Consider the following 14,287-nt stretch of genomic DNA (forward strand, 5'->3'; position numbering starts at 1 on the left):
GATTCAATATTTGCAAATACGCTGACCATCTACCCGATGGTCCTCAATCAATAAAAATTTATGAAGAAAAAATTACCTGCTAGTAAAGGTTTTTCTCCTTTCAAAGAAAATAAATCCGGTAAATCAGAAAAGCCGGCAGCAGGCAACCGCAACCGCTCTTCCTTCGATGGTGAAAGGCCTGGAAGAGCATCCGCAAAAGACGAAAATACTTCCTCTTTCCGTAAACGTAGCTTCGACGCAAAAGACGGAGACGCCAAACCTGAACGTAAACGTTTTGAGAAAAACGACGAAGGCAAAGCACCTTTCCGTAAACGCGAATTCAATGCCGACAAACCTGAAGATAAACCAAGGTTTGGCAAACGCAGCGACAGAAACGCAGACGAAAAACCTGCTTTCAAACGCTTCGACAGAAGCGAAAAACCAGCATTCGGTAAACGTACTGACAGAGACGAAAAACCTGCCTTTGGCAAACGCTTCGATAAAAGCGAGAAACCTGCATTCGGCAAACGTGACAGAGACGAAAAACCTGCTTTTGGTAAACGCTTCGATAAAAGCGAGAAACCTGCATTCGGCAAACGTGACAGAGACGAAAAGCCAGCTTTTGGCAAACGCTTCGATAAAAGCGAGAAACCTGCTTTTGGTAAACGCGCTGACAGAGATGAGAAGCCAGCATTCAAAGGCGGCCGTAAATCAGATAACTATAAAAAGGATGATGAAAGCTCCTTCCATGGCGATTTCAAATCCGATAAATCTGCGAGAGAAACCCCTAGCGGATTCAACCGCAAAAAATTCTTTGATCGTACCAACGATCGTTTCGCTGATAAACACGAACGCCGTACCGACAAGCACGAACGTCGTAGAAAACCTATCCAACCAAGAGAGGAATCAGCTGAATTACAACAGATTAGAAAAGAAGCAAAGGAAAATAAAGCCGGCGGTTTCGGCCCTGGTGAAATGCCTTTGAATAAATATATCGCCCATTCCGGCCTCTGCTCCCGCAGAAAAGCGGTAGACTATATCCGTGAAGGAAAAGTTACCGTTAACGGCATGACTGTCACTGAGCCTGCTACCAAAGTAACAGCCAAAGACACCATCGTACTGGCGAATAAAAAACTGAGCTTACAGAAAAACCTGGTGTACATCCTCCTGAATAAACCAAAAGGATATATCACCACTACCGATGATCCGGAAGGACGTAAAACTGTGATGGAGCTGATCGAAGATGCAGTGGAAAACGAACGCGTTTACCCTGTAGGTCGCCTGGATCGTAACACCTCCGGCCTGTTGCTGCTCACTAATGATGGCGAACTGGCACAGAAACTGGCGCACCCAAGCCATAACATCAAGAAAATCTACCAGGTAGAGCTGGATAAGCCACTGACCAAAAGCGATGCTGAAAAAATCGTTGCCGGTCTGACCCTGGAAGATGGTCTTGCAACTGTAGATGCACTGGGTTATTTAGATCCAAAAGATAAAAAACAGGTTGGTATTGAAATCCACAGCGGTAAGAACCGTATCGTTCGTCGTATTTTCGAACACCTCGAATACAGTGTGGAAAAACTGGACCGTGTAATGTATGCAGGACTTACCAAAAAGACGCTGAACCGTGGCCAGTGGCGCTTCCTCAGCGAAAAAGAAGTAATCCTCCTGAAACATTTTAAGTAATAATTGCCTGTTCGTAATGCGTATAGAAGAGCATATTATATTAGAAACACCAGACTTTGTCATTGTCAACAAACCATCAGGAATGCTAACATTACCTGATCGTCATGATAATGAGCTTACGTCACTGAATGCAGTGATGAAGAAGGCCTTTGGTGAAATATTCACTGTTCACAGGCTCGACCGTGATACCAGTGGTATTATCCTTTTTGCCCGGAACGAAGCTGCCCATAAATACTATTCCCAGCTGTTTGAAAGCAGGGATGTGAAGAAGTTTTATCTCGGTATCGTTAGTGGCCAGATAATTCCGAAGAAAGGCAGTGTAAACGAAGGCATTATGGAACATCCTGTTCAGAAGGGCAAGATGGTTACCAACCGTAAAGGAAAGGCTTCACTCACGGACTATGAGGTGCAGGAAGAGTTTGGACTGTTTAGCCTGGTCAGAATGCAGATCCATACGGGTCGCACGCACCAGATCAGGGTACATATGAAGTTCCTGGGCCATCCCATTGCAGTAGATGAGCTGTATGGCAATGGAGAACCGGTGAAACTGAGTACCATCAAGAAGAAATTCAAGCTGGGTAAACATACGGAAGAAGAAAGACCTTTATTGAGCAGACTGGCGTTGCATGCCGCTATGTTGGTATTTAAAGACCAGCAGGGTGTGGAACATACTGTGGAAGCGCCTTTGCCGAAGGATATGGCGGCGGTGCTGAATCAGTTGAGAAAGCATAAAGGGTAATTTTTCCTGCAGAGATATTTTTTAAGAGAGACCGCTTTATGCGGTCTTTTTTTGTTTTCCGGGAGATGATGGAGGAGATGATTGTGTTTTGCTTTCTTCCCAGATAAACCTGCGTACAATTAGTTATAGGCATAAAAAAAACGGGGAGAAATCCCCGTTTCGTAAAAATCAAAAACCAACCATTAAAAAATCTTTATCGGAAAAAACGATTTGCCTGGTGGTGGAGCAAATGTTCCGGTAGAATTATTTGTTAGGTTGTGGTGTTGTTCTCAGGTAAGGCTTAATGATTTTGTGGCCTTTCGGAAAACGTTCAGGGATGTCGGCGGTAGGCACAGCAGCCGTAACGATAACATCTTCACCATCTTTCCAGTCTGCAGGTGTAGCAACGCTATACTGAGCAGTGAGCTGGAGTGAGTCGATCACACGCAGTACTTCGAAGAAGTTTCTGCCGGTTGAAGCCGGGTAAGTGATCATGAGTTTTACCTTTTTATCAGGTCCGATGATGAACAGGGATCTGACAGTAAAGGTTTCTGAGGCATTAGGATGAATCATGCCATACAGGTTGGCCACTGTTTTGTCTTCATCAGCAATGATAGGGAAGTTAACGTCGCAGTGTTGAGTTTCGTTAATATCACCGATCCAGCTTTGATGTTTATCCAGCGGGTCAACGCTGAGGGCCAGCACTTTTACATTGCGTTTAGCAAACTCATTGCTGAGCAGCGCTGTTTTACCCAACTCGGTAGTACACACAGGTGTAAAGTCTGCAGGATGCGAGAACAATACGCCCCAGGAATCACCAAGGTAATCGTAAAAATTTATTTCTCCTAATGTCGTTTTTGCTGTAAAGTTGGGAGCAGTGTCGCCCAGTCTTAAACTCATAGTTTTACGATTTACTTGACCAAAAATAGTATTTTCCTACAAAAGTTATAGACTTTAAAGTAACTTTTTTCTTTTTTTCCCATTAAATTATGATTAAAGGAAAATAAGGGGTTAACAAACAATGGTCCTTAAAAAGGATAGATTAGGGTTAATTCATCTGGATAAACGATATACAGAACAGGCCATTATGGGGGTTAACAATAGTCCTGCAGCCATTCAAACCAGCAGTTTGGTTTGTGTAAATGTCTGCCATGGAAGAAAATGGCCCGCGTTTAATTATTTCTCTATTTCTGGTCAGGTAATCGTACTATAAAAAATCAGGCTGTGCGATGCAGCTGCCAGGCATAATAGGCAAGACTGAACTTCATATCGTCCGTCAAATCAGCTTCCTGACGGGCAGCTTCATCTTCCAGCTCTAATTCGAGGTATCCGAGGTATAAGTCGTAATTGCGTTCCAGGTTTTTTACACACTGGCGGATTTTCCGGTTAATATCTTTTCTGGCTGCTGGTGGAGGTACCGGTGTATCCGGTTCCAACGTTCTGACAGGCATTGTGATAACTTTTCCCTTCTCTTCCGCAGCCTCGTCCATCTCCAGCCAGTTCACACGCTGCAGGATAGCTCCGATATGTATTGGCTGCCGGTTCCTGTTTGTAGTTTGTGCTGTTTCCATCACCGTAGGTTTTAATTACAATACAAATTTACGCCGCCGTTACGCAAGGGATATGCGTAGTGAAATCTCCTTTAATTTTTTTTAAACGGCCGCTCCTATGGCGGAATTGTGTATTTTTAAAACCTAAATTTTTTGTTTGTGCCAAAAAATAAAGATGCACTCTCGCGTTATCGCTGGCTCGACGAACGATTACGCAATAAACGATCAGCGAAACCCACCCTGGAAGCACTTATTGCCTATGTTTCCGACAAAATGGGCGTCGAAGTATCTACCCGCACCATCCAGAAAGATATCCAGGACATGCGGCAGGATCCGGAGCTGAACTATATGGCGCCCATCATTTATGATCGCGCGTCCAAAACCTATCGGTATGCTGATGATAATTACTCCATCAGCCAGCTTCCTATTGAAGAAGCTGACCTGCAGGGACTCGAAATTGCCATCGGTATCCTCGAACAGTTCCGTAGCCTGCCTGTTGTACAGCAATTTGAAGATGCTATCCTGAAAATAGCCGCCAGCCTGAAAATAAACAGGGAAAACCTTCAACATCAAGGTCTTATCAAATTTGCCCGTACCTCTCAGTACAAAGGCGCCGAACATATTCCGGAAATCGTAGACGCCATCAAAAAACTGGAAGTCATTCGTATCGCCTATCAGTCTTTCGACAGAGACGAACCAAAAGAATACCGCGTAGAACCTTATCACCTCCGGGAATACCAGCACCGCTTCTATCTTATAGGTAAAAGCCTGCAAAACACCGGTGATGGCCTCCGTACCTTCGCCCTCGACCGTATCGTCAAATTATGGCCCACCATGCAAAATTTCGATGAGAAAAATTTTGATGACGCCAGCTACTTTCAACATGCGATCGGCATCACCGTGCATGACGGCGAACCGGAACAGGTACTCCTCGCCTTCACACCACGACAGGCGAAATACATCAAATCACAGCCTATCCATGCTTCCCAGAAAGTAATAAAGGATAGCGAGAAAGAATGCCAGATTGCACTCAACGTAGTTATCAATCATGAACTTATCATGACACTGCTCTCCTACGGCAGTAACGTGAAAGTCCTCAAACCGGCATCGCTCACCGACAAAATGAAAGAGGAAGCCGGCAATATGCTGGCCAACTACAAATAAAAAAATCCCGTCTCCACTCAGTAGAGACGGGATTTTTCAACATATAAAATCAAATTAGTTCTTGGCGCTTTTAGGCTGTGAAGGCACTACCAATGGTGCAGCCGGTGGAGGCGGAACCTCACCTGGCGCGGCAGCCGGTTTGGCAAACATGCTTTCATCAATTGGCTTGTTTATTTCCATCTTGTCGATAGTCATGGTAATCATGCCACCCTGCGCTCCCTGTGTACTTTTTGCAGGATAAACGTATCCATCCGGTGTCTTTCTGAAATCAGAGAAATCAGAAACCATCTTTTGCTCCTGACCACCCAGTTTCAGGGTATTTTCTGCTCTTACAATGTAATAAGATTCAGCATCTAAAAACACATATCCGACATTACCCTCTTTGGTTACTACTTTAATTTTGTAGGCAGGTTTTGCATTAACAGTATCCTTACCTATCAGGCTCAGTGTCTTTCCTTTAGCGGTATAATTATATAATTCGCTACCGGTGAGGTCCAGCATAGGTTTCATGGCATTCAGCGTGGCTGCGTCCATATCCTGTGGGGATGTCTGCATCATCACCGGCATCAACACCCAGCCGCTTTTGTCCGTTACTACCTGTACATTGGTAGTACCCATCACTTCAAACTGCAGGCGCATCGCCTTATCATTGAGGCCCCACCTTTTATAGTCAATATTCTTACCGTCGGCACTGGTAGTACCTTCCATATATTGGGTTTTGACACTGGAAATTTTTGCAATTCCGCCAAGGGCCGCATAGTGTTTATTCAGAATATCTGTGAGTGTTTGTCCGAATGCAGTATTAGTCAATGCTATCAGTAGCAGCACTGCAAAACTTAAATATTTAGTTACTTTCATACAAGCAATTTATCGATTAAAGATAACCAAAAAAGGGTTCCACCAAATTCTTCTTATTCCTTTCTGTCAAACTCCGTGCTATTACTTAGATTTACGGAATGAATAGCTTTGAAATTACTGCAAACCTGGTGGATGTACTGCAACAGGAAATATACCCGGCCAGGGTACAAATACAAGACGGTCACATCCGGCAGATCACCCGCCTCCATGAGCCCTGCGAGGGCTATATTATGCCGGGCTTCACGGATGCGCATGTACACGTAGAAAGCTCCATGCTGATTCCTTCGGAATTTGCCCGGCTCGCAGTAGTACATGGCACCGTAGCAACGATCAGTGATCCTCACGAAATAGCGAACGTATTAGGTGTTCCCGGTGTGGAATATATGCTCGAAAATGGGAAACAAGTCCCCTTTAAATTCAATTTCGGCGCCCCTTCCTGCGTTCCGGCAACAGTATTCGAAACTGCCGGCGCCACCATTGACGCTGCCGCTGTTGCCAGTCTGCTCCTCAGAAACGATATCAAATACCTCACGGAAATGATGAATTTTCCGGGAGTATTACATAAAGACCCGGAAGTAATGGCCAAAATAGCCGCTGCCAAATCCATGAATAAGCCCGTGGATGGCCATGCGCCAGGCCTCCGTGGCGAAGATGCCCGCAATTATATTCAGGCAGGTATCAGCACTGACCACGAATGCTTTACCATTGAAGAAGCCCGTGAAAAGCTCTCCTATGGCATGCATATCCTCATCAGAGAAGGTAGTGCCGCCAAAAATTTCGAAGCACTCATCCCCCTCCTGCCGGATTATTACGAGAAAATCATGTTCTGCAGTGACGACAAGCACCCGGACAATCTCGAGGAAGGCCATATCAATCTGCTTGTAAAACGCGCACTGGCAAAGGGTAACGACCTCTTCAAAGTACTGCGCGCCGCCTGTGTAAACCCCGTATTACATTACCAGCTGGATAACGGATTACTCCGCGTAGACGATGCCGCAGATTTTATCCTGGTAGATGACCTGAAAAACTTCAACGTACTTGGCACCTGGATCAATGGGGTTAAAGTTGCTGAAAATGGCCGTACGCTTATAAATTCAGTAGAAGTTGCTCCAATAAACAATTTCGACTGCGATCCGAAAAATGTAGTTGATTTCTTTATGCCATGTACCAGCGAAAGTGTTACCGTTCCTGTAATTGGCGCTATTGAAGGAGAACTGATCACCGATAAACTCAGTGCAGTATTACACCCTGTAAATGGTAACGTTCAGAGCGACACCAAACAGGATGTGCTGAAACTCGCTGTGGTAAACAGATATACCAACGCCCCCGTGGCAATGTCCTTTATTAAAGGATTTGGACTGAAAGAAGGCGCTATCGCTTCGTCTGTGGCGCACGACAGTCATAATATTATTGCTGTTGGGGCAGATGATCAAAGTTTATGTACTGCTATCAACGCAGTCATTGCAGCCAAAGGTGGAATCAGTGTAGTCAGCAAGTCTGGCATGGATGTACTGGCACTACCGGTAGCAGGCCTGATGTCTAACCTTGACGGATATACGATATCTTCCAAATACAGTGCTATGGACCGTGCTGCCAAAGGAATAGGATCAACACTTGCCTCTCCATATATGACACTGTCGTTTATGGCACTCCTGGTAATTCCTCATCTGAAACTGAGTGATAAAGGGCTTTTCGACGGAGATACCTTTACGTTTGTAGACCAGGAATTAAAATAAATCTTATTTAAATAAAAAAACCTGCGTTCATTTAAATATTGAACGCAGGTTTTATATTTATAAAAAATACTATTGTACCCACAAGGCACCGCCGATACTATCTCTTTCAGCGCCTGTTACGGAAGACAATACATTTTCTTCCTGTCTCCAGCGTAACGTGCCGATCAACGCCATAATCAGCGCTTCTTTATAATTAATTGTTCCTTCATCAGGTACTGCCACTTCTACATCCAGTGATTGAAGATGTACGCGGATACGGCTGATAAGATAGGTATTCAGTGTACCTCCGCCAGTAATCAGCATTTTAGCCGGTGCTGCCGGATCGTCCATTTTTAATTTCAGCGAAGCCACTGCATTGGCAATCTGAATAGCGATATGCTCTACATAGGTATTCAGTTTACCCTGCACAGAAATACGCAATGCATCAAACATTGGCAGGATGGTAGCCGTGCCGAAATCATTCGCCAGCGACTTAGGCCATGGTTCATTATAATATGCCAGTGCATTTAGTTTATCCAGCAGATCATGGTCGGTAACCCCGCCGGCAGCTAATTCGCCACCAGCATCATATGCACGGTTCAATGCTGCTACAAGGCCGTTCAGGACACGGTTTGCCGGACAAACATCAAATGCAGTAAAGCCATCCGGCAATACAGCAGAGATATTGGCGATACCACCCAGGTTCAGGTAATACTGGTAACCAGGGAAGAGATATTTTTCTCCAATAGGTACAATTGGTGCACCCTGACCACCCAAAGCCACGTCCATAGCACGTAAATCACTGATAACCGGCAGCTTGGTAACCGCCGCTATAGCGGCGCCATCACCCAGCTGGGCCGTCATCTTACCCGCAGGCATATGAAAAGTAGTATGACCATGAGAGGCAATAAAGTGGACTTTATGGTCCAGTTGATTAGCCTCAATAAATTTATTGATACGATGGCCGTTGTAATGACCGTATTCGCTATGCAGCAGCAGGTAATCACGCGCCGACAAGCTGGTAGCATTAGCCAGCTTATCTACCCATTCCTGCTCATAAGGCAAACTTTCCGATGCCTTGATGATGTATGTCCATTGTCCACGTATCTCTGTCAGCTCCGCAAACACAATATCCAGTCCATCCAGTGAGCTGCCCGACATGGTGCCTATCACATTATATACCATCTGAAAAAAATTTCAGCAAAGGTAAATCATCTACCTAAAGAATTTTTTTAAGGATTTATGGAATTGATATATCCGCCGGCATCATGTGCCTACAAAACAGCTACGCCATGAAAAAAATACTCGCAATGGTCATCTGTATGATGATATCTGCAATGGCCCTGAAGGCCCAATCCGGAGAAATATCCGGCACAGTAAAAGATAGCCAGACCGGTGATCTGCTACCGGGTGTTACCGTTCAGGTCAAAAACACCAAAACAGCTGTGGCGACCGATATCAAAGGACGATGGAAGCTGAAAATCAAAACCGCAAGCGCGGTAGTACAGGTTTCATTCGTAGGATACCTGAACCAGGAGTTAACGCTGAACGCTGGCGCTGATACAGTTATAGCGCTGCAACAGGATAACAGGACATTGAAGGAGATAGCTGTAACCGGCTATGCTCCTGTCAGAAGAAAGGTAGCATCTTCCTATGAATCTGTTAAGTCCACCCCCTTTGCAGGATACTATTCCTCCATGCAGGGGCAGGATGCCAATACGGAAGCCTACGGCACGATCAATGAAAATACCTTCCATAATGCCATAGATCAGCCTTTGAGTACTTTCAGTGCAGATGTAGACAGGGCATCCTACAGTAATATCAGGCGTTTTCTGAACAATGGCCAGCTTCCTCCTGCCGATGCAATAAGGGTGGAAGAGATGATCAATTATTTTGATTACCATTATCCACAACCCACAGGAGAGGCGCCGGTGGCCATTGTAGCAGATATGGCGGTATGTCCCTGGAATAAGGACCATCAGCTGGTACGCATTGGCATTCAGGGTAAAACAGTGGAAACCAAAAACTTACCTTCCAGCAACCTGGTATTCCTGCTAGATGTTTCCGGTTCTATGGATGAACCCAACAAGCTGCCGCTGGTAAAGCGTGCCATGGAAATCCTGGTAAAACAATTAAGACCACAGGATAAAGTATCAATCGTTGTATACGCAGGCGCAGCCGGAGTAGTACTACCGGCCACCAGTGGTGCCCACAAAGAGAAAATTCTCGCCGCATTAAACAAATTGGAGGCCGGTGGCTCCACAAACGGAGGCCAGGGCATTCAGCTGGCCTATGATATTGCTGCAAAAAACTTTCTTCCCAAAGGAAACAACCGGGTAATACTCGCCACTGACGGAGATTTCAACGTAGGTGTAAGCGGCAACGGTGAACTGGAACGTCTTATTGAAAAAGAAAGGGAAAGAGGTATATCCTTGTCTGTATTAGGTTTTGGGATGGGCAATATCAAGGATGACAAAATGGAAACCCTTGCCGATAAAGGTAATGGCAACTATGCATATATCGACAGCTACGAAGAAGCCAGAAGAATTTTTGAAACAGAATTTGGCGGAACGCTATTCACCATTGCCAAGGATGTAAAGCTGCAGGTAGAGTTCAATCCTGCTACGGTACAGTCTTACAGACTGGTGGGTTATGAAAACAGGTTATTGAACACAGAGGATTTTAATAATGATAAAAAAGACGCCGGAGATATGGGCGCCGGCCATACTGTAACAGCTTTATATGAAATTATCCCGGCGGGAAGTAAAGAAAAGCCTGTCAACTGGGTAGATCCATTGAAGTATCAGCAATCTGTAACCGGTACCAGCAAAGAATTACTGACTGTAAAAGTTCGTTATAAAGAGCCCTCCTCTACGAAAAGCAAGCTATTGCAGGTTTCCCTTGGCAACAGGGCTGCGGCCATAAATAATATGGATGCCGATTTCAGAATGGCAGCTGCTGTGGCCACCTTCGGGCAGTTGCTCCGGGAATCCAGCTTTAAGGGTAAGGCTACCTATGATGATATACTGGCCTGGGCTACCAGTGCCAAGGGAGATGATCCTGAGGGCTACAGGAGCGAGTTTCTGCAACTGGTCAAAAAAGCGCGGCTGCTTAAAAAATGAGCAATCAACAATTTTCGGTAATTTGCCGCCTCAAAGTGCAAACAAATGGTAATTAATTTAAGTGAAACTAATTCGCTGGTAGGTGAATGGCTCAGTGAAATCAGAAACGTTGATGTGCAGCATGACCGCATGCGTTTCAGACGTAATATGGAGCGTGTAGGTGAAGTGGCAGCGTATGAAATCAGTAAAACACTGGAATATGTAGAGAAAGATATCACTACTCCGCTGGGTATTGCAAAGTGCCGCGTGCTGAAAGAACAGCCGGTATTGGCAACTATCCTGCGTGCAGGACTCGCACTGCATCAGGGTTTACTGCATTACTTCGATAAGGCAGACCACGCTTTTATTTCTGCTTATCGCAAACATAATCATGATGGTTCTTTTGATATTAACCTGGAATATGTGAGCAGTCCATCCATCGAAGGTCAGGTGCTGATCGTGTCCGACCCGATGCTGGCTACCGGAGCTTCCCTGGTTAAAACGATCGAACACCTGGAAGAGATCGGTAAACCTTCTCATATTCACCTGGTAGTAGCTATTGCCTGCACCGTTGGTATCGAATATGTATTAAGAAACACCAAATCCAACCTTACCATCTGGGCTGGAGATATTGATGATGAGCTGACTGCAAAAGGCTATATCGTTCCAGGACTCGGTGATGCCGGAGATCTGGCATTCGGAAATAAAATACAACAATAGTCATACTTTAACGTTTAACGGATATACGGAGTTGTGCATGTCACGGCTTCGTATATCCGTTTTTTTGTCGGTATAATACTTTTTATACATTTATTTAATTTGAGATATGACTAAAAAGATGTACCTTCACCACAACGCATAAACCCTATGCATAAGCTTAAACCTTATGAAAAGAGCTTTACTATTCCTGACCATATTCTTCAGTTTAAATTCATTGCGGGCGCAAGATCCGCACTTCTCACAGTTTTTTGCTTCGCCACTTACCCTTAACCCGGCTTTTACAGGTTTATTTTCAGGCGATTATCGTCTGTCTGGTAACTATCGTTCTCAATGGAGAAGTATTTCTACTCCATTTGTGACCGGTACCGCAGCAATTGACTTTGGGATATTGAAAAATGTGATTTCCTACACAGATATCTGGGGCGTAGGTTTGATGGCCATGTACGACCGCACTGGCGGCGGTGCACTGACCTCCTCTTACCTGTCGGCCAGCACGGCCTACCATAAAGGCCTCGATCCGGAAGGTAACCATACACTGGCAATCGGTTTACAAGGTACCCTGGTGCAGAAACGTGTGGACAACGACAAACTCCGCTTTGAAAATCAGATTGACAACAACGGATATAACCCATCAATACCAAGCGGCGAAACACTGATCAATCCTAAGATCTCCTATTTCGACCCTAACGTTGGTATACTTTATAACGGGTTAATCGGAGAATCTACCAATATCTACGCAGGCGTATCTTACTATCATATTACACAGCCTACTGAATCTTTCATGAACATGACCAATAACAGGTTGAGCTACCGCTGGACTATCCATGGCGGGGGTTCTGCTCCGGTAAATGGGAAAGACAGGATTCACGGAAGCATACTGTATATGAAACAGAGCACTGCATCAGAATTCACCTTTGGTGGCGCCTATGGCTTTACACTGGATGAAGTAGACGATAACCCTACCGTATTCTACGTTGGTAGCTGGTATCGCTGGAAAGATGCGGTGATCCCTTACGTAGGCATGGAGATCAAAGGTTTCCAGATAGGTCTCACATACGACACCAACGTTTCTACACTGAAACCTGCGTCCAACTATCGCGGAGGTCTTGAACTCTCCCTGATATACATCCACACCAAAAACCAGATGAACAAGTATAAAACACTCTGTCCCAGGTTCTAATAAAAATATTTATCAAGACATCATAAATAATAAACCCGGTCCGCAAGACCGGGTTTATTATTATGGAGGATTTTCGCTAGTTTCGTGATCCTTAACTTTAGAGGGCCAAACCCAATCTGTTTACGATAAAACTGTTCATACTTTGTTTTCATTCAGAGAAGTGCTGTCTGCTATTCAGTCCTACGGAAAAGCGCATCAATTCATCAAGCAGCACAATTTGTGGAAGTGGATTATCATTCCTGGTGTTATCTATGCTATTTTATTTCTGACAGGGTTATATTTTGTATTTAACTATTCCCGGGATTTCGTGGAATACCTCACCGTATTTTTCCATATCAGGGAATGGATCGCTGACCTGGAAAGCAGCTGGGTAAGCTTCTTGTATATCCTGGTGGAATGGGCCATCACCATCATTTTTCTATTCTGGTATCTCTCTATATTCAAATATTTATTTCTCATACTGGGCTCTCCTATTTTTTCCTGGTTATCAGAAAAAACAGAAGCTATACTGGAGCACCGCGATTTTCCATTCAGCTGGAAACAGCTGTTTTCAGATATGCTGAGAGGGATTAAGATGTCGTGCCGGAATATGGTGTACCAGACAGGCGCCATACTCATATTGCTGATTGTGTCCTTTATTCCTGTTGTAGGCTGGATTACGCCGATGATAGGGTTCTTTATAGAATGCTATTTCTATGGGTTTTCGATGATGGATTACAGCTGTGAACGTCACCGACTGAACATGTCGCAAAGTATTACGTTTATACGTCAGCATAGAGGGATGGCATTAGGTAATGGCCTGGTATTTTGTTTCTTTATGCTGATACCGGTTGTTGGCTGGGTGCTGGCGCCTTCTTACGCTGTAATAGCGGCTACTATTGATTTACAAAACAAAAAACTGAGATAATGTCTATCGGCAAAGTGTACCTGATTCCTACCGTGCTGAGTGCCGATGCCCTCTATAGTATTCCGGCGTACGTAACACCACTGGTACAGCAGCTAAGGGTTTTTTATGTAGAAAATGAGCGGACTGCCCGCCGGTACCTGAAGGCGCTGGACAGGCAGATCAACATAGATGCATTGCAGTTACTGCCCATGCACGAAAACCAGTTGCCGGATACAGCGCTGGCCATCAAATATTTAAAAGAAGGAACAGATATAGGTGTAATCAGTGAAGCCGGCTGCCCTGCGGTAGCAGATCCCGGCCATCTCATTGTACAGGCCGCGCACAGCATTGATGCTCCTGTGGTGCCGATGGTAGGCCCCAACTCTATGCTGCTGGCCCTGATGGCCTCCGGCATGAACGGTCAGAACTTCCAGTTCGTAGGATATCTTCCTATCAAACCGCACGAGCGCACCAGCGCCATCAAAGACCTGGAATTACAATCCATCAAAAAGAAACAGACACAGTTGTTTATAGAAACGCCTTACCGGAATAACCAACTGCTGAAAGATATCCTGGATAACTGCAAAGACTATACACGTGTATGTATAGCGGCAGATATCACCGGTCCGGAAGAATTCATCAAAACAAAAACAGTGAAGGAATGGCGCAAAGCCATACCGGAACTGCATAAGAAACCGGCGATATTCCTGCTGGACGCCAATAGCTGATT

At 44.9% G+C, this 14,287-nt stretch carries 13 protein-coding genes; 9 read left to right on the forward strand and 4 right to left on the reverse strand.

Going from position 1 to position 14,287, the window contains the following annotated elements; all coding sequences use genetic code 11:
• Positions 1-60: 60 nt before the first annotated feature.
• Both F3J22_RS30470 and F3J22_RS00735 read left to right on the forward strand, forming a co-directional pair.
• The gene (locus F3J22_RS30470) at positions 61-1,665 is read left to right on the forward strand and encodes a pseudouridine synthase (protein ID WP_167013307.1); all 1,605 of its coding nucleotides are present in this window, start codon (positions 61-63) and stop codon (positions 1,663-1,665) included.
• A 16-nt stretch (positions 1,666-1,681) separates the two neighbouring features.
• Positions 1,682-2,404, forward strand: a complete 723-nt coding sequence (locus F3J22_RS00735) for an RluA family pseudouridine synthase (RefSeq protein WP_167013308.1) — start codon at positions 1,682-1,684, stop codon at positions 2,402-2,404.
• Positions 2,405-2,647: 243 nt separating this feature from the next.
• Here F3J22_RS00735 and F3J22_RS00740 read toward each other — a convergent pair whose 3' ends face one another.
• Both F3J22_RS00740 and F3J22_RS00745 read right to left on the reverse strand, forming a co-directional pair.
• A complete protein-coding gene (locus F3J22_RS00740) occupies positions 2,648-3,283 on the reverse strand; it encodes a peroxiredoxin (RefSeq protein ID WP_167013309.1) in 636 nt (211 codons plus the stop codon).
• A gap of 317 nt (positions 3,284-3,600) precedes the next feature.
• Positions 3,601-3,954, reverse strand: coding sequence for a hypothetical protein (locus tag F3J22_RS00745; protein ID WP_167013310.1), 354 nt, complete (start codon positions 3,952-3,954; stop codon positions 3,601-3,603).
• Positions 3,955-4,092: 138 nt separating this feature from the next.
• Here F3J22_RS00745 and F3J22_RS00750 point away from each other — a divergent pair, with 138 nt between their 5' ends.
• On the forward strand, positions 4,093-5,097 hold the full coding sequence (locus F3J22_RS00750; protein ID WP_167013311.1) for a WYL domain-containing protein: 1,005 nt from the start codon (positions 4,093-4,095) through the stop codon (positions 5,095-5,097).
• A gap of 54 nt (positions 5,098-5,151) precedes the next feature.
• On the opposite strand, the gene F3J22_RS00755 is transcribed toward F3J22_RS00750, so the two are convergent.
• Positions 5,152-5,955, reverse strand: a complete 804-nt coding sequence (locus tag F3J22_RS00755; RefSeq protein WP_167013312.1) for a hypothetical protein — start codon at positions 5,953-5,955, stop codon at positions 5,152-5,154.
• A gap of 98 nt (positions 5,956-6,053) precedes the next feature.
• Between F3J22_RS00755 and ade the strand changes: the two genes are divergently transcribed.
• Positions 6,054-7,691, forward strand: coding sequence for an adenine deaminase (ade, locus tag F3J22_RS00760; protein ID WP_167013313.1), 1,638 nt, complete (start codon positions 6,054-6,056; stop codon positions 7,689-7,691).
• 69 nt (positions 7,692-7,760) lie between these two features.
• Here the strand turns inward: ade and F3J22_RS00765 are convergent, their stop codons facing one another.
• The gene (locus tag F3J22_RS00765; protein ID WP_167013314.1) at positions 7,761-8,855 is read right to left on the reverse strand and encodes an anhydro-N-acetylmuramic acid kinase; all 1,095 of its coding nucleotides are present in this window, start codon (positions 8,853-8,855) and stop codon (positions 7,761-7,763) included.
• Between the two features lie 107 nt (positions 8,856-8,962).
• Between F3J22_RS00765 and F3J22_RS00770 the strand changes: the two genes are divergently transcribed.
• From F3J22_RS00770 to F3J22_RS00790, 5 genes are all read left to right on the forward strand, one after another.
• Positions 8,963-10,792 (forward strand): VWA domain-containing protein, encoded by a 1,830-nt coding sequence (locus F3J22_RS00770; RefSeq protein WP_167013316.1) that lies wholly within the window; start codon positions 8,963-8,965, stop codon positions 10,790-10,792.
• A gap of 45 nt (positions 10,793-10,837) precedes the next feature.
• A complete protein-coding gene (gene upp / locus F3J22_RS00775; protein WP_167013318.1) occupies positions 10,838-11,491 on the forward strand; it encodes a uracil phosphoribosyltransferase in 654 nt (217 codons plus the stop codon).
• Between the two features lie 166 nt (positions 11,492-11,657).
• Positions 11,658-12,671: a PorP/SprF family type IX secretion system membrane protein gene (locus tag F3J22_RS00780; RefSeq protein ID WP_167013320.1), complete on the forward strand. Its 1,014-nt coding sequence runs from the start codon at positions 11,658-11,660 to the stop codon at positions 12,669-12,671.
• A 142-nt stretch (positions 12,672-12,813) separates the two neighbouring features.
• Entirely contained in the window at positions 12,814-13,578 is a 765-nt protein-coding gene (locus F3J22_RS00785; protein WP_167013323.1) for an EI24 domain-containing protein, read from the forward strand.
• Complete coding sequence (locus F3J22_RS00790) at positions 13,578-14,285, forward strand: SAM-dependent methyltransferase (RefSeq protein ID WP_167013325.1); 708 nt, start codon at positions 13,578-13,580, stop codon at positions 14,283-14,285. Before F3J22_RS00785 ends, F3J22_RS00790 begins: the two co-directional genes overlap by 1 nt.
• Positions 14,286-14,287: the final 2 nt, after the last annotated feature.

The organism is Chitinophaga sp. Cy-1792, from assembly GCF_011752935.1.
In the GTDB taxonomy this organism is placed as follows: Bacteria; Bacteroidota; Bacteroidia; order Chitinophagales; family Chitinophagaceae; genus Chitinophaga.

What these genes read in the sequence shown, in the direction of transcription:
- F3J22_RS30470 (WP_167013307.1), top strand. Translation starts at nt 61, where the DNA reads ATGAAGAAAAAATTACCTGCTAGTAAAGGTTTTTCTCCTTTCAAAGAA.
- F3J22_RS00735 (WP_167013308.1), top strand. Translation starts at nt 1,682, where the DNA reads ATGCGTATAGAAGAGCATATTATATTAGAAACACCAGACTTTGTCATT.
- F3J22_RS00740 (WP_167013309.1), bottom strand. Translation starts at nt 3,283, where the DNA reads ATGAGTTTAAGACTGGGCGACACTGCTCCCAACTTTACAGCAAAAACG.
- F3J22_RS00745 (WP_167013310.1), bottom strand. Translation starts at nt 3,954, where the DNA reads ATGGAAACAGCACAAACTACAAACAGGAACCGGCAGCCAATACATATC.
- F3J22_RS00755 (WP_167013312.1), bottom strand. Translation starts at nt 5,955, where the DNA reads ATGAAAGTAACTAAATATTTAAGTTTTGCAGTGCTGCTACTGATAGCA.
- ade (WP_167013313.1), top strand. Translation starts at nt 6,054, where the DNA reads ATGAATAGCTTTGAAATTACTGCAAACCTGGTGGATGTACTGCAACAG.
- F3J22_RS00765 (WP_167013314.1), bottom strand. Translation starts at nt 8,855, where the DNA reads ATGGTATATAATGTGATAGGCACCATGTCGGGCAGCTCACTGGATGGA.
- F3J22_RS00770 (WP_167013316.1), top strand. Translation starts at nt 8,963, where the DNA reads ATGAAAAAAATACTCGCAATGGTCATCTGTATGATGATATCTGCAATG.
- upp (WP_167013318.1), top strand. Translation starts at nt 10,838, where the DNA reads ATGGTAATTAATTTAAGTGAAACTAATTCGCTGGTAGGTGAATGGCTC.
- F3J22_RS00780 (WP_167013320.1), top strand. Translation starts at nt 11,658, where the DNA reads ATGAAAAGAGCTTTACTATTCCTGACCATATTCTTCAGTTTAAATTCA.
- F3J22_RS00790 (WP_167013325.1), top strand. Translation starts at nt 13,578, where the DNA reads ATGTCTATCGGCAAAGTGTACCTGATTCCTACCGTGCTGAGTGCCGAT.